The 21098-nt window shown below is 59.0% G+C and carries 21 protein-coding genes and 1 tRNA gene; 11 read left to right on the top strand and 11 right to left on the bottom strand.

Annotation, left to right across the window (positions count from 1 at the left end; all coding sequences use genetic code 11):
• Positions 1-425: 425 nt before the first annotated feature.
• The 3 genes from nrdE to nrdH are packed head-to-tail and all read right to left on the bottom strand — an operon-like array spanning position 426 to position 3245.
• Entirely contained in the window at positions 426-2582 is a 2157-nt protein-coding gene (gene nrdE, locus AC1EKG_RS09730; protein ID WP_102201856.1) for a class 1b ribonucleoside-diphosphate reductase subunit alpha, read from the bottom strand.
• Positions 2567-2998 (bottom strand): class Ib ribonucleoside-diphosphate reductase assembly flavoprotein NrdI, encoded by a 432-nt coding sequence (gene nrdI, locus AC1EKG_RS09725; RefSeq protein WP_102201854.1) that lies wholly within the window; start codon positions 2996-2998, stop codon positions 2567-2569. The genes nrdE and nrdI overlap by 16 nt, the downstream gene beginning before the upstream one ends.
• On the bottom strand, positions 2991-3245 hold the full coding sequence (gene nrdH / locus AC1EKG_RS09720; protein ID WP_004807003.1) for a glutaredoxin-like protein NrdH: 255 nt from the start codon (positions 3243-3245) through the stop codon (positions 2991-2993). Before nrdH ends, nrdI begins: the two co-directional genes overlap by 8 nt.
• A 457-nt stretch (positions 3246-3702) precedes the next feature.
• On the opposite strand from nrdH, the gene AC1EKG_RS09715 reads away from it, so the two are divergent.
• Positions 3703-4149 carry an S-ribosylhomocysteine lyase gene (locus tag AC1EKG_RS09715; RefSeq protein WP_004807004.1) on the top strand — a complete coding sequence of 149 codons (447 nt, stop codon included), beginning with the start codon at positions 3703-3705 and terminating at the stop codon, positions 4147-4149.
• The gene (mtnN, locus tag AC1EKG_RS09710) at positions 4146-4835 is read left to right on the top strand and encodes a 5'-methylthioadenosine/S-adenosylhomocysteine nucleosidase (protein WP_257993938.1); all 690 of its coding nucleotides are present in this window, start codon (positions 4146-4148) and stop codon (positions 4833-4835) included. The genes AC1EKG_RS09715 and mtnN overlap by 4 nt, the downstream gene beginning before the upstream one ends.
• Here the strand turns inward: mtnN and AC1EKG_RS09705 are convergent.
• The 4 genes from AC1EKG_RS09705 to AC1EKG_RS09690 all read right to left on the bottom strand — a co-directional run bounded on the left by AC1EKG_RS09705 (position 4830) and on the right by AC1EKG_RS09690 (position 9300).
• A complete protein-coding gene (locus tag AC1EKG_RS09705) occupies positions 4830-5708 on the bottom strand; it encodes an RNase H family protein (RefSeq protein WP_481067845.1) in 879 nt (292 codons plus the stop codon). The two genes, mtnN and AC1EKG_RS09705, sit on opposite strands and share 6 nt — an antisense overlap.
• Positions 5705-6793 carry an ADP-ribosylglycohydrolase family protein gene (locus AC1EKG_RS09700; protein WP_481067844.1) on the bottom strand — a complete coding sequence of 363 codons (1089 nt, stop codon included), beginning with the start codon at positions 6791-6793 and terminating at the stop codon, positions 5705-5707. Before AC1EKG_RS09700 ends, AC1EKG_RS09705 begins: the two co-directional genes overlap by 4 nt.
• 42 nt (positions 6794-6835) lie before the next feature.
• Entirely contained in the window at positions 6836-7915 is a 1080-nt protein-coding gene (locus AC1EKG_RS09695) for an LLM class flavin-dependent oxidoreductase (protein ID WP_481067843.1), read from the bottom strand.
• Between the two features lie 71 nt (positions 7916-7986).
• The gene (locus AC1EKG_RS09690) at positions 7987-9300 is read right to left on the bottom strand and encodes a hypothetical protein (RefSeq protein WP_481067842.1); all 1314 of its coding nucleotides are present in this window, start codon (positions 9298-9300) and stop codon (positions 7987-7989) included.
• Positions 9301-9450: 150 nt separating this feature from the next.
• Here AC1EKG_RS09690 and AC1EKG_RS09685 point away from each other — a divergent pair.
• The 8 genes from AC1EKG_RS09685 (at position 9451) to pknB (ending at position 18457) form a co-directional block, all read left to right on the top strand.
• A tRNA-Leu gene (locus AC1EKG_RS09685) sits at positions 9451-9534 on the top strand.
• A 222-nt stretch (positions 9535-9756) separates the two neighbouring features.
• Complete coding sequence (locus tag AC1EKG_RS09680) at positions 9757-10458, top strand: FhaA domain-containing protein (RefSeq protein ID WP_048706976.1); 702 nt, start codon at positions 9757-9759, stop codon at positions 10456-10458.
• Between the two features lie 3 nt (positions 10459-10461).
• The gene (locus tag AC1EKG_RS09675) at positions 10462-10983 is read left to right on the top strand and encodes an FHA domain-containing protein FhaB/FipA (RefSeq protein WP_048706978.1); all 522 of its coding nucleotides are present in this window, start codon (positions 10462-10464) and stop codon (positions 10981-10983) included.
• Complete coding sequence (locus AC1EKG_RS09670; protein WP_048706980.1) at positions 10980-12269, top strand: PP2C family protein-serine/threonine phosphatase; 1290 nt, start codon at positions 10980-10982, stop codon at positions 12267-12269. The genes AC1EKG_RS09675 and AC1EKG_RS09670 overlap by 4 nt, the downstream gene beginning before the upstream one ends.
• A complete protein-coding gene (locus tag AC1EKG_RS09665) occupies positions 12269-13735 on the top strand; it encodes an FtsW/RodA/SpoVE family cell cycle protein (protein ID WP_048706982.1) in 1467 nt (488 codons plus the stop codon). The genes AC1EKG_RS09670 and AC1EKG_RS09665 overlap by 1 nt, the downstream gene beginning before the upstream one ends.
• Positions 13732-15180, top strand: coding sequence for a peptidoglycan D,D-transpeptidase FtsI family protein (locus AC1EKG_RS09660; RefSeq protein ID WP_481067841.1), 1449 nt, complete (start codon positions 13732-13734; stop codon positions 15178-15180). Before AC1EKG_RS09665 ends, AC1EKG_RS09660 begins: the two co-directional genes overlap by 4 nt.
• Positions 15177-16607, top strand: a complete 1431-nt coding sequence (locus tag AC1EKG_RS09655) for a serine/threonine-protein kinase (protein WP_004807026.1) — start codon at positions 15177-15179, stop codon at positions 16605-16607. Before AC1EKG_RS09660 ends, AC1EKG_RS09655 begins: the two co-directional genes overlap by 4 nt.
• Complete coding sequence (gene pknB, locus AC1EKG_RS09650) at positions 16589-18457, top strand: Stk1 family PASTA domain-containing Ser/Thr kinase (RefSeq protein ID WP_285445111.1); 1869 nt, start codon at positions 16589-16591, stop codon at positions 18455-18457. Before AC1EKG_RS09655 ends, pknB begins: the two co-directional genes overlap by 19 nt.
• Positions 18458-18515: 58 nt before the next feature.
• On the opposite strand, the gene AC1EKG_RS09645 is transcribed toward pknB, so the two are convergent.
• The 4 genes from AC1EKG_RS09645 to AC1EKG_RS09630 are packed head-to-tail and all read right to left on the bottom strand — an operon-like array spanning position 18516 to position 20634.
• Positions 18516-19022: a nucleoside/nucleotide kinase family protein gene (locus AC1EKG_RS09645; protein WP_101485879.1), complete on the bottom strand. Its 507-nt coding sequence runs from the start codon at positions 19020-19022 to the stop codon at positions 18516-18518.
• Entirely contained in the window at positions 19019-19723 is a 705-nt protein-coding gene (locus AC1EKG_RS09640; protein WP_048706984.1) for an anthranilate synthase component II, read from the bottom strand. The genes AC1EKG_RS09645 and AC1EKG_RS09640 overlap by 4 nt, the downstream gene beginning before the upstream one ends.
• Before the next feature lie 9 nt (positions 19724-19732).
• On the bottom strand, positions 19733-19888 hold the full coding sequence (locus AC1EKG_RS09635; protein WP_004807037.1) for a hypothetical protein: 156 nt from the start codon (positions 19886-19888) through the stop codon (positions 19733-19735).
• Positions 19888-20634, bottom strand: a complete 747-nt coding sequence (locus tag AC1EKG_RS09630) for a class E sortase (protein ID WP_004807038.1) — start codon at positions 20632-20634, stop codon at positions 19888-19890. The genes AC1EKG_RS09635 and AC1EKG_RS09630 overlap by 1 nt, the downstream gene beginning before the upstream one ends.
• A 135-nt stretch (positions 20635-20769) precedes the next feature.
• On the opposite strand from AC1EKG_RS09630, the gene AC1EKG_RS09625 reads away from it, so the two are divergent.
• On the top strand, positions 20770-21036 hold the full coding sequence (locus AC1EKG_RS09625) for a cell division protein CrgA (protein ID WP_048706985.1): 267 nt from the start codon (positions 20770-20772) through the stop codon (positions 21034-21036).
• Positions 21037-21098: the final 62 nt, after the last annotated feature.

The following is a 21098-nucleotide window of genomic DNA, read 5'->3' as shown; positions in this document are numbered from 1 at the left end:
TGTGTTGTTCATACCTCTACGATCGCAAAAGCGCTGGTGAGGCAGAATCGGGAGGGGAATAGATTTCAGGTAGTGCCAGCCCTACCGACGAATAGGTTCGGGGCAAAGCACAATCACGCACTTGCCTGGCATAAGAATAATTTGCTGAGCAGGCCGGGCCTAGGGGCCACAATCATTCGTGTGGATCCCTGGATCCCTCCCCATGCCGAAAGCACATCATTTCATCTAAAGCACACCTAACTGTGCACATTTCGATGTGCCACCGACCATCCAATGTGCCTTCGATAACCAGATGTGCTTTCACGCCCGGCATCTGCGCGAAGTACGAGGGCGAATCCGCCCTCCCCGAATGTAGCCCCCGGAAAACCGCCTGACATACAAGACCGGGCCGCGCGTGGGGCACGACCCGGTCTTTTCCTGATCAGCTACAGCATGCAGGACACGCAGCCCTGCACCTCAGTGCCTTCCAAGGCCTGCTGGCGGATCCGCATGTAGTACATAGTTTTGATGCCCTTGCGCCAAGCGTAAATGTAAGACTTGTTCACGTCACGGGAAGTAACGGTGTCCGGGTAGAACAGGGTTAGCGACAGGCCCTGATCTACGTGCTGGGTTGCCACGGCGTAGGTGTCGATGATCTTTTCTGGCCCGATCTCGTAAGCATCCTGGTAGTACTCCAGGTTGTCGTTGGTCATGTAGGGAGCTGGGTAGTAGACGCGCCCGATTTTACCTTCCTTACGGATTTCAATCTTGGACACAATCGGATGGATGGAAGAGGTGGAGTAGTTGATGTACGAGATAGAACCGGTGGGCGGGATTGCCTGCAGGTTTTGATTGTACATACCATACTTTGCCACGTCGGCAGCTAGTGCTTTCCAGTCTTCTTGGGTGGGAATGAAAATGGTGGACTTTGCCAGCAGCTGCTTGCACTTGTCGGTCTTGGGCACCCATTCGCCCTCGATGTACTTCTGGAAGAATTTTCCTGACGCGTAGTCAGAATCTTCGAAGCCGACAAACTTCTCGCCGCGCTCCTGCGCAATCTTGCAGGAGGCCTTAATCGCCTGGTAGCACACCGCGTAGAAGTACATGTTGGTGAAGTCCAACGCTTCCTCGCTACCGTAATACACGCCCTCGCGAGCCAGGTAACCGTGCAGGTTCATCTGCCCCAGCCCAATGGCGTGGCTCATGGCGTTACCCCGCTGGATAGACGGAACTGACGCAATGTTGGACAGGTCAGACACGGCAGTCAGACCGCGCACCGCAGTTTCGATGGTCTTGCCGAAGTCCGGCGAATCCATAGTGCGCGCAATGTTCAGCGAGCCCAGGTTGCACGAAATATCTTTGCCCACGTGCTCGTATGTAAGGTCCTCGTTGAAAGTGGAGGGCTCGGACACCTGCAGAATCTCGCTGCACAGGTTGGACATGGTCACGCGCCCCTTGATGGGGTTAGCGCGATTGACCGTGTCTTCAAAAACGATGTACGGGTAGCCAGATTCAAACTGGATTTCGGCCAACGTCTGGAAGAACTTTCGGGCGTTGATCTTCTTCTTGTGGATGCGCCCGTCCTCTACCATTTCGCGGTAGTGCTCGGTGACCGAAATTTCGCTGAAGGCCTTACCGTAGACGCGCTCCACGTCATAGGGGCTAAACAGGTACATGTCTTCGTTGCGCTTGGCCAGTTCGAAGGTTACGTCGGGAATGATCACGCCCAAAGAAAGGGTCTTAATACGGATCTTCTCGTCGGCGTTTTCACGCTTGGTATCCAGGAACTTCAGAATGTCGGGATGGTGGGCATGCAAGTATGCCGCGCCCGCTCCCTGGCGAGCCCCAAGCTGATTGGCGTAGCTGAACGCGTCCTCGAGCATCTTCATAACGGGCACCACCCCAGAGGATTGGTTTTCAATCCGCTTGATCGGTGCACCAGATTCGCGCAGGTTGGTAAGACACAGCGCCACGCCGCCGCCGCGCTTAGACAGCTGCAGGGAGGAGTTGATGCCGCGCGCGATCGACTCCATATTGTCTTCGACGCGCACCAGGAAGCAAGAGACCAGTTCGCCACGCGCAGCCTTACCGGCGTTCAGGAATGTTGGCGTTGCGGGCTGGTAGCGCCCGGAGATGATCTCTTCCATAACGGACATGGCCAGCTCTTCGTTGCCACGGCCCAGGTAGAGGGCGACCATGCACACCCGGTCCTCGTAACGTTCCAGGTAGCGCTTGCCGTCAAAAGTCTTCAACGTGTAAGAGGTGTAGTACTTGAACGCACCCAAGAAGGTGGGGAAACGGAACTTGTGCGCGTACGCCGCCTTGTACAGCTTCTTCACGAATTCCCAATCGTACTGGCGCACTACGTCCTCTTCGTAGTAGCCGTTTTCGATCAGGTATTCCATCTTCTCTTCCAAGTCGTGGAAGTAGACGGTGTTCTGGTTTACGTGCTGCAGGAAGTACTGGCGGGCCGCCTGCTTGTCGGCATCGAACTGGATCTTGCCGTCGGGGGAATACAGGTTCAGCTTCGCGTTGAGGGCGTGGTAGTCCTTATCGGGGCTGAGGGCGGTCTCGGTGCCAGTATCGGTCAGATTTTCTGCCAAAACTCTTCCAATCCTTTACGAACAATGGACACGTCATCTCCGGTGCCCAGGAGCTCAAATTTGTACATGAAGGGAACCTGCAGCTTGGCGGCAATAATATCGCCGGCAATGCAGTAGGCCTTCCCGAAGTTGGTGTTTCCACCCGCAATTACGCCGCGGCACAGTTTGCGGTTGGGTTCATGGTTCAAGAACTTGATGACTTGTTTTGGTACCGCGCCCTTCAGGTTTCCGCCCCCATAGGTGGGAACAATCAGCACGTACGGGCGCTCGGCGTACAAAAACGGATCCTTCGGCCTGAGCGGGATCCTGTCGGAATCCACTTCTAGCCGGTCAACGAAACGTTTCGTGTTGTTCGTTGCCGACGAGAAGTAGATGACGTATGGGGCCGATCCTGCGGCCTCCACAGTGTTAGGCATTTGCCACCTTCTGCGAGCCCATAGCAGCAACCAGGGCCTTGATCTTGTCCGGACGGTAACCGGACCAGTGATCTTCCCCTGCCATTACTACCGGAGCCTGCACGTAACCCAAGGCTTTGACCTGCTCAAGTGCGTCGGCGTCCTGAGTGATGTCGACCTCGGCGAAGGCAACGCCCTTGCGCTTCAATGCACGCTTAGTCGCATCACATTGCACGCACATCGGCTTCGAGTAAACAGTGACGGACATTGAGTAGGCTCCTTACTTGTTGGTCTTACCAGCACGTTTATTACGCGCATGTAACTACATCCATGCAATTTAGTTGTAGGCGCTTTCCGCCCGCTCGTACAAACACTACACCTAGTGGTTACCTTTCGCCACGACCACTAGATAACGTGTTTCACACCTTCTGTGGACAAAGTGGCAAAAGTGGTGGACGAGGCAGTGGATACCCCACTTCACCCCCTTTCTATAGGCGCTCTTTCATTGTTGCTTCCACCCCCGTCAAATGGCGCCAGGGCGGCGTCGACGCCCTCTGTCATCCAGACCTATTTGGACTGTGGAAACTTTTATCCACAGCATCCCCCGCCTGTGGATAAATACTTCGTGCGAAACTCGCCACTATCCACGCTCTGGTACCACGCCGCTCCGCGCCCAACCTTCCACTTGGAAACGAACATGGAACAATGGGCCCATGAGCGAAAAGATGAACGTTGAATCATTCAACCTGGACCACCGAACCGTAAAGGCACCCTTTGTGCGCGTTGCCGATCGCAAGCAGCTGCCGGGCGGCGACACCCTGATCAAGTACGACGTCCGTTTCTGCCAGCCCAACAAGGACCACCTAGAGATGCCAACCGTGCACTCCATCGAACATATGGCTGCAGAGCTGATGCGAAACCACACTGACGCCCTCATCGACTTCGGTCCAATGGGATGCCAGACCGGCTTCTACGCCCAAACCCTGGGTCTGGAAATGGACGAATTTCTGCAGATCCTAGAGGCCACCTGCAAAGACATCCTGCAGGCCGAGGCCGTCCCCGCAGCTAACGAGAAGCAGTGCGGGTGGGGGGCCAACCACTCGCTCGAGGGCGCGCAGGAAGCCGTACGCGCATTCTTGGACAAGCGTTCCGAATGGGAAGAAATCCGATGAGCCTACTAATTCAGGTCGCCATGGACATGGAGGCGGCCCCTTTCTTGGAAGCTCTTCCCGCTAAGGAATCCGTCTCGTGTGGGCGCGCAAAATGCTACCTGCTGGATGCGCCCACCCCGATTTTGCTGGCCACCTCCGCTATTGGGCTGGTCAATGCTGCTTCCTGCCTGACCTGGGTGTTGGACAGCGCTGCAACCCAGCTCGGCGTTGACGCCCCCACCGCGGTAATTGCCGCGGGCACCTGTGGCGGACTCGGTGAAGGCATCGAAGTACGCGACGTGATCGCCGGCTCCGCCTACCGGTATGCGGATGCTGACGCCACCGCATTCGGGTACAAGCCGGGCCAGTTGCCTTCCGAACCCGTATCTTTCCCGGGCGGAAGCCAGCTAGTAGAAAAAGCAGGCAAGCTTGCCGGCGTGCGCGTGGGAGAAGTTGTTTCCGGGAATTCTTTCGTTGCCGCCGACCAGACCCCAGCCATGCGCCAGACCTTCCCGCAGGCTTTGGCTGCTGACATGGAATCCACCGCGCTTGCTCAGGTAAGTGCTGCCCGCGACGTAGCGTTCATTTCCGTGCGCGGGGTATCGGATCTGTGCGGGCCACAGGCGGGCCAAGACTTCCACATTGACGGTTCGGAGGCGGCAGCGGTTTCCGCCCGAACCGTGTTGGAACTAGCTAAGCAGCTATAGCCTGCTGGCCTGGTGATACAGGGCCTCGGGCTGGCCGGCGCGCAACTGCCAAATCGTTGAGTGCAAAGCGGTGCCGCCGGCCTCGCCCACCCTGTAGCACACCAGGTAGAGGCCGGCTCCCAGGTGGGCGCACGCCTTCTTTCCTACCTGCGCATCGGGCGGGACCAAGTTGGTTACGTCGGCTATTGCGTCTGCCGCATTTAACGGGTGGCCACTGCCATCGAACCCTCTAAACCCGGAGGCTAGCAGCCCCTGCAGTTTTTCCTGCGTGCCGGCTCGCAACGCCTCGATCAGTTTGTCTTCGGCCTCCAAAAACAGCTCGTCGTTGCTTTTTTGGGGTTCTTCAGCACTTCGCGCAGGAGGCTCTGTCGCTGCCTCTGCCACCGCGTCGCTAGGTGCGGAGCCTGCGGAAAATCCCGGCCCTTCTTCTACCGGGGTGCCGTCACGCATTGCCGTTGCGGCCCCGCGAGCGCGCGTGTCCGCAGCTTCGTTCATCTGGTGCCCTGCGTGGCCTTTCACCCATTTAAAGGTGACCTTGCGGCCTTCCATTTCCTTGTCGAGGGCGACCATCAGGTCCTTATTTAATACTGGTTTGCCGTCCGCTTTTTTCCAGTTCTTCTTTTTCCACCCGCGGATCCATTTTGTCAGGGCGTTGATCACGTATTGAGAGTCTGCGTATATGACTAGTTCTTGATCCGCCAGGCCGGCTTCTCGGGTAGATTCGAGCAGATTCAGCACGGCGGTTAGTTCGCCTTTGTTGTTGGTGCCGTTTTTCCATCCGCCGGCTTTCCAACAGTTTGCGTTTACGTACCACGCCCATCCCGCCGGGCCTGGGTTGCCTAGGCTGGAACCGTCTGCAGCTGCTGTGATCATGCGTCCCCTTCGAGGTCGATTTCGCCTACCAAGGCTTGAGCCATGGCCTCTTCTCCTACGATGCCGGCTATTGCGATGCCGGCTCCCAAATCATACAGATCTGAGGCGGTTAGCCCCGGCCAACCGTGTACTTTGTTCACCCATTTTTCGGGTATTTGTGGTGCTCCGAGGGCGGCCCCCATAAGTGCGCCAACGGTGGCGGCTACCGTGTCGGTGTCGCCGCCGGCTTGCACGGCTCTAGAGAGGGCCCGTTCGAATGCTTCGGTTGCAGGTACTTCTTCTAGCGCGGTCGCGGCTATGGCTCCGAGAGCTGCCTGGAAGGCCGACACTACATACGTGTTGTCCGAGGGCGGGGCAAAGTACCGCTCTAGCGCGTCGCGGACCCATTCACGCCATTGGGCTTGCCGGTGGAGGGGAAGGAGGTCAATGCCGCCCTCTATGTTTATGCGTCCCGCCCAGGTAGATCCTGGTGGCGAGGTGACCGCGTAGCGGACTGCTTCTGCCCAAAGCACTACGGCGTCGCCGGCAAGGGGGTCTGGGTGTGTCAGGCAAGAAACGGCGCGGGCGGCCTCGGCGGTGAGTTGGCGCGACTCGACGCGGCTGAGCCCTAGCACACCGGCCCGCGGCAATATTCCGTTTCCGGCGGAGCGGCCAGTGCGCTTGTGGAAGTAGGCGGCGGAGGCGGCTAGTTTGTGCGCTGGGCTGCGGGCGCCCTCGTCGTCGAGTGCGCCCTGCAAGATGACGCGAGTTTGCGAATCGACGTCTGTGGCTCCGCCTTTCAGCCATCGCAGCATCCGCTCGGCAATGTTGTCTAAGGAGGCCTTGGCTGCCAAGTTAGCGCCCGTTACCGCTACTTCCGCCAGAGCTACCGCCAATTGGGTGTCGTCAGACCACTCCCCGGCGGCGTACGGGCCCATGCCGCCCCCGCGCATCGAGGGCGTAACTTGCACTTTGGGCGCAAATTCGTAGGGCACTCCCAGCGCGTCCCCGCAGGCGGTACCTATGAGCACGCCTGCTGCCCGGGCGGCTATGTCTACGCGCGTGGCCCGGGGCTTTTGCAAGGAGGAAGTTGGTGGTTTCTTCATCACCATCCAGATTAGCGCCCGGTCCGGCGCTAGGCGGTGCGGCTAGCCGAACCAGGCCTCAGATAGCATGCGCAGCGAGCGCAACCGCAGCTGCGGATCGTAGGCGTAGCAGATGATAATTAGCTCATCTAGGGCAAACTCGTCTACGAAGGCCTGCATCTTTTCGGTCACCTGGTCGGGGGTGCCAATTGCGCTGACCGAGGGAAGATGCCGCACGAGCGAAGCTTCCGCCGCACCCAGCGTGCCCTCTAGGTCGTGAGTTGGGGCGGGCAGCTGTCCCGCCCGGCCTCGGCGAATGCGCGATTGCATCTGCAGGCTGGTGGTGTACAGGAATTCAGCTTCTTCCTGGGTGGGCGCCACCATCACGTTGATTCCAGCCATGACGTAGGGCTTTTCGATCTGTTTGGTAGGAGATTCGTATTCGAAGTCTGCCCGGTAGATAGACAGTGCCGCGTCCATTGCTGCGGGCGCGAAGTGGGAGGCGAACGAGAAGGGCAGTCCGAGTTTGGCCGCCACTTTGGCTCCACCGGTGGAAGAACCGAGCATCCACAGGGGCACCTTGGTTCCCTGCCCTGGGATTGCTCGCACTCTGGTCAGTGGTCGTTCGGGGGCAAACGGCAGTCCGAGTGCTCCGGCCTCTGCGCCGCGCACCTGGGTTGCGTATTCGTTCGGGTAAGCGTCGGCTAAGTAGTTTGCCAACTCTTGCACGTCCCGGCCGAATGAGCGCAGGTCCGCCTGCCCTCGATTCAGCGCGGCTGCTGTTACCGGGTCGGTCCCCGGAGCACGCCCCAACCCCAGGTCGATGCGGTCTGGGTACAGAGTCGCTAAGGTGCCGTAGTATTCAGCCACCATCAGCGGGGTGTGGTTGGGCATCATGACCCCACCGGATCCTAGGCGAATGCGCGAGGTGTGTTCGGCGGCGCGTCCCAGCAGCAGCGAGGTTGCCGAGGCCATGAACGCTAGCGAACCGTGGTGTTCCGCCACCCAGTACCTGTTGTAACCGGTCTGATCAGCAACCTTGGCAACCTCAACCGAGTTGTCCAACGCCTGCTTCCTAGTCATCCCCTCGGATACTGGGACTAGATCCAAAATGCTAAGTGGAACCCTATTTTGTTTTGCCATCATTCACCTCACGTATTGCTTATCTCTACGCTACCCGCAGCAAGGACGCTGCCGCCGGGATTTCCGAATGCTTAGATCCGCCTCCTCAGCCCCAGGAACGCCACCCCGATCCCTGCGAGTGCAAGTGCGGCCCCACCTGCTAATACGGAGGAACTACCCGTCTTGGCTAGCGTCCGTTTTTTCGCTGGCGAGGGCGTAATCTTCGGCTTTGGCTGCACCGCGGTTTCAACCTGCACTGGCCGCACTTCCGGAGTCGGGTTTTCCGTTACTTTCGGCGGCGGAGTCTGCTCCGCTTCAGCCGGTACAGGTTCGGGCGACTCAGGCGGCGTGACCTGCTTCGGTAATGGCGTATCCGCTACTGGCGGAACAGGTGGGGTCTCTTTCGGCACTTTCTTTTCCGGTGGAGTCTTTGCCGGAGGAGTCTGCTTGGGTGGAACCGGCGCTGCCGGAACGTCCACCTTCGCGGTCAGCTCCGAGTCATAGCCCGACAGCATCATGTCTTGCGCCTTGTGGTGTTCCCACACGCGGAAGGTGACTGCCGGAACGCCGCCTGCTTTCAGTTCCAGTAGCGTCTGCTTTCCCTGTTGCCGTTGCGGCTTGATCAGTACCTCTTTGGCGCCGCTCTTAAACGACGCCTTATCCGAGTACCGGATTCCGTTTATTACTAGCGGGGCCTGCCCAGCCACCTGCACCTTCACGCCGATGGGGTTGCCCGCAGCCGAAAGCACCCGCACCCCCAGTGCCTGCCCGTGCCATCGGGTCGCAAAGCGGTAGGGGCCAGCATATTTAGCGGCCTCGGCAAGGTAGCGCTTCGCGTCCTTCTTTACTTGCGCTGGCAGCGGCCCCTTATCTGCCAGGTACTTCCTAGAGTTAGTGGAGCTGTGCACCGCGTCCACTAAGCCTGCTAGCGGACGCCAATTTCCGCCCTCGGCCTTTTGCCCCGCCTCCTTTAGGTGCCGCCAGAGCATGTAGGCGATGAGCGGCTGTTTGTCCGCGTCGACAATGTTGGATCCCGCGTCTCCTAAATAAGAACTGGAAACCTTATAGGGCGATCGCGCTCCTACGGTTACCTCGCGATCAAAAAAGATCGGATGAGCTTTCGCTGCAAAGTTGATCTGCGAATCGGTAGCGCAGATCATGAACTGCCCGTTAGCTGCTTTGTGCGCACCCAATTCCAGGTCGGTTCGCCCAACGATTTTCCACGACTCGATCCCCGGTCCCGCGTTGTCGGCAAGCGCCCCGGGAGCGCACACCCCAAACGTCGCTGTGGTAAGCGCCATAGTTACAATGGCGCGGGAACGAAGCCTGCGACAGACCCGCTCCAGCAATGTCGGTTTCAGTAAAGGCGCTTTTTGCCTGCGCAAAGGCTTGTTTTTCGTTGCCATGACCCCAGTGTCGGAAATTCTCCGCAGCGCCCTCCAGCGGACTTCGCCACGGCTGTGGATTACGAAAATGGAACGAATTGTGGATAACCGCACAAAGGGCCAGCTTGCACCCGACCCTCCGATCGCGCTACTGTATACGAGCTGATGCAAGCTCGAGTGGCGGAATAGGCAGACGCGCACGGTTCAGGTCCGTGTGGTAGAGATACCGTGGGGGTTCAACTCCCCCCTCGAGCACAGGTGGTCCCAAGGCGAAAGCTTTGGGGCTTTTTTGTTTTAACTTTCCAGCTTGCTGCCGCTAAGTAGCTGGGCAAACTAGCTAGCAGTTATCCCGAGGGCGAACCCAGATGTTCGCCCTCGCTGGCGCTAAGGTGCAAGATTCCTACTTAACGCGGCATACTAGGGAAGGTATATGACCATTTTGGGCTTTGCGCCTAATTGCACTACTGGGGGTTGACGGTGAGCGTTTTTGACCGTTTTGAAAATGCCGTTGAGCGTGGCATCTCTGGCGCGTTTTCAAAGGTATTCCGGTCGCAGCTAAAGCCTGTCGATATTTCGGCAGCAGTGCGGCGGTCAATGGAAGACAATACGGCCGCGATCAGCTCCAACCGCACCGTGGTGCCGAACGAATTCACGGTTAGCCTGTCCAAGGCTGACTTCGACAATATTGCCGGTAGCGGCGGTGACGTACTAGCCGAGGAAATGGTAAACGATGCCACCCAGTACGCCACGGAACAGTCCTATTCCTTTGTGGGCCCCGTCGTAGTCACCTTCACTAGGGATTCCACCCAGGAAACCGGCACGGTCCGGGTTACCCCGGCTACGCGCCGAGGCCCTGCAGCCCCAGTTACCTCAAACCAGGCCAGCCCGTCGCATCCTATTTTGGAAATTGACGGCAAACGCTGGATGCTCACCGAACCTGTCACCGTTATCGGACGCGGCACCGAAGCTGACATTGTGTTAGCTGACTCGGGTGTATCCCGCAAACACCTGGAGCTGCGCATCACGCCCACTGGCGTAATTGCCACCGACTTGGGTTCCACAAACGGTTCCTACGTCGAAGGCCACCGCATCGACGCCGCCACACTGTTGGACGGCAACGAACTGACGGTTGGACGCACTCACATATTCTTCTTTACCTCCGAGGATCAGGAGGCGTAGGGTTTGGCTTCTGAACTAGCGGTTACCGTAATCCGCCTGGGTTACCTGGTGCTTTTGTGGCTGTTTGTTGCAGCAGCGCTCGGGGTATTGCGCCGGGACGTGTGGGGCACTGTAGTAACGCCGCGCGGCCGAGGCCGCCACGGGAAGAAGTCCGCAGCCCCTTCGCCCTCGCCAAAAAACGACCGCGATTCCGGAGGGATTCCGCGCAGGCGATCCATTACGGGCGCCTCCAGTTCCCCCACGCAGCTGGTAATTACCGAGGGCGCTCTTACGGGCACCAAGATGCCGCTTGGATCTGCTGCCATTGTCATCGGACGCTCGCCAGCATGCACGCTGGTGGTAGACGACTCCTACGCATCTTCCCAGCACGCTCGCCTATATTTGGCCGGCGGGTCCTGGCATGTCGAGGACATGAATTCTACGAACGGCGTCTTCGTCGATGGGGAACGCATCTCCTCACCGCGCCCCGTGGGGTTGGGAAACCAGATTAGAATTGGGCAAACTACATTGGAGCTAACACGATGAGTCTTACTTTGCGTTTTGCTACCCGCTCTGATGTGGGGTTGGTGCGGAAGTCGAATCAGGATTCCGGTTACGCCGGACCTCACCTGTTGGTGCTTGCCGATGGCATGGGCGGGCCTGCGGGCGGCGACATTGCCTCTTCTATCGCGGTGGCACACCTGGCGGATCTGGACACTGACGCCCACGGCGCCGACGACCTGCTGAACCTGTTGCGCACCCGCATTTCGGACGCGCACGAGGAACTGGTTGACCGTTCTTCCCATGATGCCGATCTGCACGGCCTCGGCACTACTTGCATCGCTGTTTTGCGCAGCGGCAACAAGCTGGCCATGACTCACATTGGCGATTCGAGGGCGTACCTGCTGCGCCAGGGAACGCTTACGCAGGTAACTACCGACCACTCGTTTGTGCAGTACCTGGTACAGTCCGGGCAGCTCACCCCAGAGCAAGCCGAGACCCACCCCCAGCGCAGCGTTCTTCTTCGCGTACTGGGCGATTCGACCTCGGATATTACGTTGGACGAATCCATTAGGGAAGCCGTCGAGGGCGACCGGTGGCTGCTCTGCTCTGACGGCCTGTCTGGTGTGGTTAGTGCCCAGACGATCGGCGAAGTCCTCCACGGGGTCGAAGATCCGGCAGATGCATGCGATCAGCTAATTGCGTTGGCATTGCGCGCGGGTGGGCCCGACAACGTTACCGTCGTAATCGCAGACGTGGTCGATCCGGACCATCTTGGCTTTGAGCCTTCGGCCTCGCCCCAGATTGTGGGAGCAGCGGCTACGAACCGCTTGGACCGCACTAGGGACGCAGATTCGGCGGCAGGTAAAGCAGCCGCTTTGACTGGGCGGGGGGACCCTTCGCGTAGCCCTCGGGACCAAAAAGAGGTCGAAGCTGACGAGGCGGATGCGCGCGCTTCCAAGCGCAAAAAACGTCGCAGCCGGCTTCTTACAGGAGCCATTTCCCTACTCATAGCCGCTGCGGTGGGCGTGGGTGGAACACTCGCCTGGAACTGGTCGCAAAGCCAGTACTACGTTGCCCCTTACAAGGGCACAGTGGCCATCTACCAGGGAATTCCGCAAACTATTGGCCCCTGGCACCTATCCCACCACGTAGAACTGTCCAACTTGCGCATGAGCGAACTGGACCCGTTTGCCCGCGACCGGCTAAACACCCCGATTACCAGGGAATCGCTCACCCGCGCCCGCGAAGTGGTGAAGAACCTCCAAAAGACGCACGTGCGCAAGCAAGAACAGTCTTCAAATTCGAAGCCATCAAAGGCAAATAAGTAATGGCAACAGTCGAGATCAAGCCGGTTTCTTCGGCTCGGCTTCCCGAAATAGCGCTGCTGGTGCTTGCGCTACTAGTCGGGGTAGGCGCATATGTGGCCACGGCAATCACCAAGACTGGTGAACCCCCCGCGGGGCTGTGGCTGCACGTTGGCGCCCTCGTCGTATTTACGGTGGCAACCCACCTGCTGGTACGCCATTTTGCCCCCTACGCTGACCCCGTCATTTTGCCCATCGCGGTGGCACTAAATGGGATCGGGCTGGCAATGATCTACAGGCTCGACATCTCTTATGAAGCCCGTGGCCAGCAGGATCTAGTGGTTGGCTCAAAACAGCTGATCATCACCGTTGCCGGCATCATTTTGATGGCGCTTACCCTAATTGCAGTCCGCGACCACAGGCGGCTGCGCAAGAACTCTTATCTGCTGATGCTGGCAGGCCTGGTACTGCTGGTACTGCCCATCTTCTTCCCCGCGGTGAACGGGGCAAAGATCTGGATCAACCTGGGCTTCATCACCATTCAGCCGGCAGAGCTCACAAAGATCCTCCTAGCTATTTTCTTCGCCGCCTACCTGGTGGAAGGACGCGACAAGCTGTCGGTCGGCGGACCAAAAATTCTTGGCTTGCGCCTGCCCCGACCGCGCGACCTAGGCCCGCTAGTGGTGGTCTGGATAGTCTCTATAGTCGTCCTGGTGGGCCAGCGCGACTTCGGCACTTCCCTACTGCTATTCGGTCTATTCGTAGCCATGATCTACGTGGCCACTGACCGCGTGTCCTGGCTGGTCATTGGCGCACTTTTGATGCTGCCATTCCTGTGGATGGCAACCAAAGTTTCCCACGTCTCCTCGCGCATCGACGGGTGGCTACACGCCCTCGACCCGGCGGTATATAACCGGCCCGGCGGCTCCGGACAGCTGGTGCAAGGGCTGTTCGGCATGGCCACCGGCGGCCTATTCGGCACCGGTTGGGGCTCTGGCTACCCCCAGATCGTGCCCTTCGCCAACTCCGATTTCATCTTCGCTTCCCTAGCGGAAGAACTGGGGCTGACCGGCGTCTTTGCCATCCTCGCCCTGTATTTGATCCTGATCGAACGCGGCATGCGCACCGCTATCGGGGTGCGTGACGGCTTCGGCAAATTGCTAGCCACCGGCCTCAGCTTTGGTATCGCCTTCCAGGTATTCGTAGTGGTAGGCGGCATTACCCGAGTCCTTCCTCTTACCGGCCTTACGCTGCCCTTCCTGGCGGCCGGCGGCTCCTCGCTGATGTCCAGCTGGATCATCGTCGGGCTGCTATTGCGCATCTCCGACGCTGCCCGTCGTCCCGCTCCCACCGGCAACCTCACTACTGCCGAGATAGCGAAGGTAACCAAGGGCAATCCGGCGAAGAAGAACGCCCCCGCCCAAAGTGGGGCCACGCCCTCAAACGACGAAACCCAACTGGTACACCTAAACAAGGGGGAGGCACAGTGAATACGCAAGTGCGACGCCTGACCTTTGTTGTGGTCCTAATGTTCGTGACGCTCATGTGCGCGGCCACTTTCATCCAGTTTGTGAAGGCTCCCGAACTGAACGCGGATTCGCGCAACGCGCGCACCATCTACGCCTCTACCGGGCGCGACCGTGGCTCGATCATTGTGGGCGGCGCACCCGTGGCGTCTTCTAAACCTTCCGGGGACGTGTTCAAGTATCAGCGCCAATACCCCGCAGGCGGGCTCTACGCTCTGTCTACCGGCTACTACGCCACGGCATTCAACACGGCCACAGGCCTGGAGGCCAACCAAAACCAGGTGCTAGATGGCACCTCCGACACGCTCCTGAAGTCGCGCATACAACGCCTGTTCACCGGGGCACAGCCGGTGGGCGGCTCGGTAGAGCTCACCCTCAATCCGGCTGCCCAGCAAGCCGCCGCAGAAGCATTAGGAGATCGCCGCGGAGCCGTTGTGGCACTTGAGCCCAAGACTGGACGGATCCTGGCGCTGTATTCCTCGCCCTCGTACGACCCGAATCCCCTTGCCGCCCATGACGGGAAGACGGCCCAGCAGGCTTACGACGCTTACAATAAAGACACTGAAAAGCCGCTGGACAACAGGGCTTTCGGCGATCACACTTACGCGCCCGGGTCCACGTTCAAGTTGATCACGGCAGCGGCCATGCTCGAGTCCGGTAAGTACAAGCCGAACACGAAGATTGATTCGCCCGTCTCTTTGGATCTACCCCAAACCACGAACAAGATCTCTAACGACGCCGGAGAAACTTGCGGCGACGGCAATCCGACTTTCCAGTACGCACTGGCGAATTCCTGTAACACCACCTTCGCGAAGGCTGGCATGGCCATCGGCCAGGAGGCCCTCTCGAAGCAGGCCGACGCCTTCGGCTTCTCTACCGCCCACCGCATTCCGTTGAGGGCGACGCCCTCGACCTTCCCCAAAGACATGCCACAGGCCCAGACAGCCATGAGCGCAATCGGCCAATACGACGTCCGGGTTACCCCTCTGCAGATGGCTATGGTTTCTGCCGCCATTGGCAATGAGGGCACCGTTATGAAGCCGCAGCTAATATCGCGGATTCTGGACGCCGACCTGGGGGTACAGAAGGAAGAATCTCCCCGGGAATTTGGGCGGGCCATGCAGGCTGACAACGCGGCGCAGCTGACCAAGATGATGGTGGATGCCACCAAGGAGGGCACCGCCACCGCAGCCCAGATTTCTGGCATCGACGTAGCGGGCAAGACCGGCACGGCCGAACGCGGCAACCTGGCAGACGGCTGGTTTACCGGTTTCGCCCCTGCAACCGATCCGAAGGTCGCCGTGGCCGTGGTAGTCGAGGGCGGCCAGGCCGGAGTCGACATTGCTTACGGCGGGCAGGTGGCCGCCCCTATTGCTAAAGCGGTAATGCAGGCGGTGATCAACCAATGAGTGGACGCATTGCTGCTGGTTTCACCCTTGGGGAGCGCTACGTGCTGCTAACCCAGATTGCTGTTGGCGGCATGGGAGAAGTGTGGCAGGCCCGCGATTCGCAGGATGGGAAGATCGTTGCCGCGAAGGTCTTGAAAGAAGAGTTGGAAGGCCAAGGCCAGTTCCTAGCCCGATTCAATGTGGAGGCGCGCAACGCCCAAAAGATTTCGCATCCTGGCGTGGCTCAAACTCTAGATTATGGCGAGGACGACGGCTTGGCCTGGCTCATCATGGAGCTGGTCGACGGCGTCCCGATGACCGAACTACTGCAAGATGGCGCTACTTTGGAGCTGGATCTGCTGCTGTCGATCATGTACCAGACCGCCAATGCTTTGGACGCCGTCCATAGCGCGGGGATTGTTCACCGCGACATCAAACCGGCGAATATTCTGGTGCGTGCGGATGGAGTCGCCAAGCTTACCGATTTCGGCATTTCGTTTAGCCCGCATCAGGAACAGTTGACCGCGGTGGGCATGGTCATGGGAACAGCCCAGTACCTGCCCCCGGAGCAGGCTACGGGCAATCCTGCGACTCCCGCCGGAGACCTGTACGCCCTGGGAATCATCGCTTACGAGGCCCTTGCCGGAAAGCGTCCCTTTACCGGGTCTTCGCAGGTGGATATCGCTTTCGCGCATGTGAACCAGAAGGTTCCACCACTGCCAGAATCCGTGCCCGCCGAACTGCGTGCACTGGTCATGCAGCTGCTCGAAAAGAATCCTGCCCACCGGCCTGCCTCTGCCCGCGACCTGGCCCGAGAATTGGCCCGCGTAAGCCACATTCTCCGCACCGGCGAATCGGAGCCCAAGGCGGCGCCCTCGAAAGAGACATCGCCCAGCCGCATCCCCAAGGCAAAGAAGCGCACTCTTATGCGCCCGTGGCCGCTTCCAGGTGGGACCCACAAGGGGGCGGTGCGAACTTCTATCGAACCGCTGGCTCAAGATTCCGACAGGGTAGAAGAGCTGGACGGTGGCACAGTAGCGGCACCGGACCAGATGCCGCCCGAGTTTGCCCCCAAACACACTTCTGAATCCACCGGTCCGCACCGGAGGATCACTAAGGAATCGCTGGCCGGAGCCATCGAAGCCCTGGGCAAGTGGCGTCCCACCAAACCGCCCGCCTGGCGTCCGCCAGACAGGAATAAGAAGCGAGTGGCCCGGGCTAAGGCCGGTTCTACGGCCAGGCCTCTTGCAGCGCAGACGCAGGGGTATGCGAAGCATCAAGAAGCTGGCACTGACCTGACATACTGGATTCTTCTGGCCGCTTTTGCACTAATTGTCTTTGCCATCGCAATGATGGTCATTTGGAACATAATTGAACCTGCGAGGGCGCATGCCGCCCTCGCGCTAGTAACTGATTTGAAGGGTGTGTCATGGCCGAATCTCTGTTAGCAGGACGCTACGAGGTACGAACACTCATTGGCCGCGGGGGGATGGCGCAAGTCCACCTGGGCTACGATATTCGTCTATCTCGTGTGGTCGCCATCAAGATGCTGCGCACTGACTTGGCTCGAGATTCTATTTTCCAAGCCCGTTTCCGCCGGGAAGCTCAGTCGGCAGCGTCGCTGAACCACCCGAACATTGTGGCGGTGTATGACACCGGCGAGGAAACTGTTACCACTCCCGACGGTTCTACCGTGCAGGTGCCTTACATCATCATGGAATATGTAGAGGGGCATACGGTACGAGACCTGCTCTCTGACGGTTCTCCCGTCCCTATCGACGAGGCAATCGAGATCATGACCGGCGTGCTGCAGGCACTGGAGTACGCGCATTCGCAGGGCCTGGTGCACCGCGATATCAAGCCGGGAAACGTCATGCTCACTACCACCGGCAAGGTCAAGGTCATGGACTTCGGCATTGCCAGGGCGCTTGCGGATTCCTCGGCCACTATGACGCAGACTGATGCCGTTGTTGGCACTGCCCAGTACCTGTCTCCTGAACAGGCGCGCGGCGAAAAGGTGGACAATCGCTCGGACTTGTATTCCGCCGGGTGTCTGCTGTACGAGCTACTTACCGGGCGACCCCCGTTCACCGGCGATACCGCGGTGGCCGTGGCCTACCAGCACGTCTCGAAGGTGCCTACTCCTCCCGCGCAGATCACTCCCGACATTCCGGATGCGTTGAATCGCGTGGTAATGAAGTCCCTGGCTAAAGCCAAGGAGGATCGTTACGGCGATGCCGGGCAGATGCTGCAGGATTTGGTAGCAGCGGGTCGCGGGGCGCGCGTTGGCGCTCCCGGCGTGGATACTTGGGGCGAGGGCGAAACTCAGGTTCTCACTCGCACCGACGAACTGGATCGCACCAGGGCGCTGTCGATTACCCAGCAGCAGTCTCCGATTCAGGATCAGGCTGCATTGCGGCGAGCCCGCCAGGAGGCCAAGCGGGTGCAGGCGCAGAAGGATAAGAAGCGCAGGCGGCGGAACCGCATTATTGGCGTGTTGGTGTCTCTGCTAGCTATTGCGGCGGTTGCGGCCGTTGCCTACCTGTTTATTCACGGGCAGAAGGATCCTAACGAGAACAAGGTGGCGGTGCCCGCGAATATTGTGGGAATGCCCCGCGCTGAGGCCCGTACTGAACTGTCTAATGCGGGTCTTACTATGGTCGAGGGCGAACCGGAGGAATCGGATACGGTCGAGGCCGATCACGTGATTTCTTCGACTCCGGAGCCTGGCACGCAGGTGGATAAGGGGTCCAAGGTTACTGTCATCATTTCTAAGGGTCGAGGCGAGATTCAGGTCCCCGACTTGGCGGGAATGAGCCAGGAGCAGGCCCGTTCTGCCCTTGAGGCTGCCGGTCTGTCCGCGGGGTCGGTGAGCACTCAGGATTCGGGTACCGTTCCGAAGGATCAGGTGATTACTTCTGATCCGGAGGCTGGTACCAAGGTTGCCAAGGGCACCACTATCAACTTGATTGTTGGTTCTGGCATGGTCAATGTGCCGCAGGAGCTGGTTGGTAAGTCTAAGGATGAAGTGGTTAAGTTCCTGCAGGATAATGGCTTGTCCATTACGATTACCGAGGTCGAAACCGGCGCGGTTCCTGCCGGTAACGTCGCGTCTTTGTCTGCGGTGGGCCAGGTAAAGCAGGGCACTTCTATTACGGTGAATGTTGCGAAGGCGCCGCCGTCGCCGTCGCCGAGCCCGTCTCAGTCCACTAAGGAGCCGGGTAATAAGGACAAGGAATCGCCTGATAGTGGCGATACCGGTAATAATCAGAGCCAAGATACTGGCAACGAACATTAGTGGTTAGGCTGAAGTGCCCGCCGGATCGGTCCCGGTGGGCACTTTTCTTTTGCGTGTTTTACAGGTGGAGGGCGGCTAGTTGCCAGGGTTTTTCGGCGCCGTATAGTTTTTCTTCGGCTTTTGCCCAGTCGTGCCAGTGGGGAGCGTAGAGTTCGCCGTCGCGGGCCAGAGCGCGCTTTTTACGCTCGGCGGCGTCTAGTTCTAGCCATACACCTACGGCGCCGGGCGCGCTCACGGAATCGCGGGTGAGGGCGCCGCATCCTTCTACGATCCAGTCTTTAGTTGGGTCCGGGCGCAACCAGTTGCCCCAATCGTCGGCGTACCAGTCCCATAGGTGTACTTGGGTGATGCGGCCGTGCAGTAGATCGGCGCAGGTGTGGGCGGCTTGCTGCAGGCCGTCCCAGCCGGGACACCATTGTTCTACCGCTAGTAGTTCGAGTTCTTCTGTTTCTTGGCTTAGCTGCTGCGCTAAGGACGTCTTGCCTGATCCGGAGCGGCCGTCTATGAGGAGTCGTAGTGGGGCGTCTCCGGCTAGGGTTTTCGCCTTTGTCAGCAGCTGGTTCACCTATGGTCACGCACCTGGCGGAGCCAGTTGGCAAACATTTGGTGTCCGGCGTGGGTGGTGACGGATTCGGGGTGGAATTGGACGCCCCATAGTGGCACTTGCCTGTGTTGGATTCCCATCACGATGCCGTCGTCGGTGGTGGCGGTTACTTCGAGCTCGGTGGGGATGGTAGCGGGGTCGACCGCTAGGGAGTGGTAGCGGGTTATTTGCAGTGGGCTTTCGATGCCTTCGAAAATGCCAGCACGGTTATGGCTGATCATAGATGTTTTTCCGTGCATAAGCTGCGGGGCGCGCACTACTTTGGCGCCACAAATTTCGGCCAGTCCCTGCTCACCTAGGCACACCCCTAGCATCGGCTTGCCCATTTTTTTGCAGGCCCGCAACACTGCGGGGCTTGCTCCGGCTTCCGAGGGCGTGCCCGGTCCGGGGCTAACAAGGATGCCATCGTATGGGGCGATGGCGTCCTCTACAGAGGCCGCGCGGGTTGCCTGTGGGGCTTGCCCGTTTTGGTCCGTGTAGAAACGTCCGCCTATTTTGTCTATATCTACCTGTGCCGGAGCGTTTGCGGCCACGCGATCGTTGCGTACCACCTCAACTGTGGCGCCCAGGGCCCGCAGGTAGCCGACGATGGTCCATACGAAGGAATCGTAGTTATCTACGCACAGTATTTTTAGGCCCTTGCCCACTTGCTGATTTTCCATATGTTTTGCCTAATGAACAGTGTTTCCGGTCAGATTGAAGTACTTTTCCGCCCAGGGGTAGACCCAGGTAAAAAGTACTGCAATGGTACCCATAAGCAGGACTAGGGCTTCTAGCAATTTCACGAATGTGGGTCCGGGCAGTATCCGCCACAGTGCTGCGTACATTATTTTGTTCCTTCTAGTTCTGCGGGGATGCCGGTTTCAGGGGGCACCCAGTGGTCTAGTTTTGCGTGCACTATATAGCGGTGCGTGTTGCCGAATTGTCCGCCCGAAGCGGTCGAGCACGTGGTGAGGGTCATCAGCCGTTCGGTTGGTTGGGCGCCGCTGTCGCTACCGGGGACGGGCGCGATGACGGATCCGTCGTCGGGGGTGGTCAGCTTCTTCTCTGTTACTTTGTAGACCATCCAAGCTTTTTTGGTGCGCACAATAATGTTGCTACCGGCCTCTAATCGATCGATGTAGCGGAAGTTGGATCCGTAGGAGCGGCGGTGGGCGGCTACAGAGAAGTTTCCGACCTCGCCAGGTAGGGCGGTGCGTTCGTAGTGTCCTGCCACTCCCCTGTCCAGGATGTATTGGGCGGATCCTTCTACGACGGGCACAACCATTTTTTCCCAGGAGGGAACGTGCAGACTAGCAAAGGTGGTGTCCCATCCGGGCCGGTCCGTGGCCGGTGGAGCGTCGTAGCGCAGGTCGTTGGAAATTTTCTTGGGCCCGTCGTTCAGCTGCTTGTCGAACTTGCTGAGGGCGGCGTCCTCGGAAGCGGCTACCTGCCAGTCAGTTACATAGACTTGCCAAAATGCGAACAGGCCGATTACCAGGCCTATGGTTATAAGCAGTTCCCCAATAACGCTGATTGGGTCGGCTCCGCGCCGGCGTTTGCTGCGCGGCTGGGGCGTTCTGACGTGGCTCACCCGCTCACCTCCTGGTTTTTGCTAGAAACTATTGTATGAGCATTCACGTTCGTTTTATGCTTCGTGTTGCATTTGTCGCCTGTGAAGCCACTACACTAGGACTCGACCAGAATAGTTTTTACCCCAGGAGTCGCAGTGGCCGAGTCCCGCAAGTCTAGTAAGTCGCATAACATTACCGTCGATGAGTCCGAACTGAACAAGGGCTGGTCCGCGGACATGACCCCGTCGCCACGGTGGTGGGCGCCCGTATCGGTGACCTTGATGATTATCGGCTTGCTCTACATCATCGTTTATTACATTTCTGGCGCTAAGTACCCGATTGGCGCTATTGGTAACTGGAACCTGGGCGTCGGCGTTGGCGTTGCGATGGTCGGGTTCTTGATGCTACTTCGGTGGAAATAAATTTTCCGTCCTTATCGGTAGGCGTCCGCAGCGCTTGTATGGCTGCGGATCGGCACTAACGA

It is taken from the genome of Winkia sp. C0117E2 (assembly GCF_056590455.1).
This window is presented reverse-complemented; position numbering and strand designations above follow the sequence as displayed.

Bases quoted from the DNA above. Each gene is read 5' to 3' on its own strand.
- AC1EKG_RS09640 (WP_048706984.1), bottom strand. From the start codon at position 19,723: ATGGAAAATCAGCAAGTGGGCAAGGGCCTAAAAATACTGTGCGTAGAT.
- AC1EKG_RS09690 (WP_481067842.1), bottom strand. From the start codon at position 9,300: ATGGCAACGAAAAACAAGCCTTTGCGCAGGCAAAAAGCGCCTTTACTG.
- nrdI (WP_102201854.1), bottom strand. From the start codon at position 2,998: ATGCCTAACACTGTGGAGGCCGCAGGATCGGCCCCATACGTCATCTAC.
- AC1EKG_RS09705 (WP_481067845.1), bottom strand. From the start codon at position 5,708: ATGATCACAGCAGCTGCAGACGGTTCCAGCCTAGGCAACCCAGGCCCG.
- AC1EKG_RS09655 (WP_004807026.1), top strand. From the start codon at position 15,177: ATGAGTGGACGCATTGCTGCTGGTTTCACCCTTGGGGAGCGCTACGTG.
- AC1EKG_RS09670 (WP_048706980.1), top strand. From the start codon at position 10,980: ATGAGTCTTACTTTGCGTTTTGCTACCCGCTCTGATGTGGGGTTGGTG.
- AC1EKG_RS09715 (WP_004807004.1), top strand. From the start codon at position 3,703: ATGAACGTTGAATCATTCAACCTGGACCACCGAACCGTAAAGGCACCC.
- pknB (WP_285445111.1), top strand. From the start codon at position 16,589: ATGGCCGAATCTCTGTTAGCAGGACGCTACGAGGTACGAACACTCATT.
- AC1EKG_RS09695 (WP_481067843.1), bottom strand. From the start codon at position 7,915: ATGGCAAAACAAAATAGGGTTCCACTTAGCATTTTGGATCTAGTCCCA.
- AC1EKG_RS09665 (WP_048706982.1), top strand. From the start codon at position 12,269: ATGGCAACAGTCGAGATCAAGCCGGTTTCTTCGGCTCGGCTTCCCGAA.
- mtnN (WP_257993938.1), top strand. From the start codon at position 4,146: ATGAGCCTACTAATTCAGGTCGCCATGGACATGGAGGCGGCCCCTTTC.
- nrdH (WP_004807003.1), bottom strand. From the start codon at position 3,245: ATGTCCGTCACTGTTTACTCGAAGCCGATGTGCGTGCAATGTGATGCG.
- AC1EKG_RS09635 (WP_004807037.1), bottom strand. From the start codon at position 19,888: ATGTACGCAGCACTGTGGCGGATACTGCCCGGACCCACATTCGTGAAA.
- AC1EKG_RS09700 (WP_481067844.1), bottom strand. From the start codon at position 6,793: ATGAAGAAACCACCAACTTCCTCCTTGCAAAAGCCCCGGGCCACGCGC.